A 601-nucleotide genomic window follows, 5' to 3' on the forward strand; every position below is an offset into this window, starting at 1 on the left:
AAAGGCTGTCGCCCCTACGGGGCAACATCCTTTTACATGCCTATCCCCATAGAAAGTGTTCATTCTTATTTAGCAATAACTGTCTATTATAGTTTAGCAGTTACACCTTTTCGTTCCCTTTAAATCTCTTATAATACAAGATTTTTATATCCAGTTGATTCACTCCCTTTTTACTACCCGACTTATTCAAGAAAACTGCCCCTTCGTATTATAAGGTTAACCAGAATTTACTGGTTGACTATTTTTTATATGGTTTTATTATTACAATGTAAATAAAACGATTCATCCTCACCAGTTGAGACACAGTTATGCAACTCACTTGTTAAATAATGGTGCCCCATTAGAAGTTATCCAAAGTCTATTAGGTCACGAAAAAAGTGAAACTACAAGGATATACGCAGAACTAAGTGGTAGACTGCGACAAGAGCTTTATAGAAAATATTTCTAAACATTAAAGAGCAACGCTGTTATAATATCGTTGCTCTTTTCATCTCTTGCACCCGTTCGTAATATAAGGTTAGCCAGAAATTACTGGTTGACCTTTTTTTATAAGGTTTTATTATTACGGTAGTCGGGGTAGAACGTCGCACCCGTGGGACTA

The 601-nt window shown here is 35.9% G+C and carries 1 pseudogene; it reads left to right on the forward strand.

Annotated features, from left to right (window positions below):
- Positions 1 to 268: 268 nt before the first annotated feature.
- Positions 269 to 448: pseudogene (locus tag ACFSBH_RS12080) on the forward strand (tyrosine-type recombinase/integrase); the annotation flags it as partial.
- Positions 449 to 601 lie beyond the last annotated feature (153 nt).

Source organism: Oceanobacillus luteolus (genome assembly GCF_042678205.1).
GTDB lineage: Bacteria > Bacillota > Bacilli > Bacillales > Amphibacillaceae > Oceanobacillus > Oceanobacillus luteolus.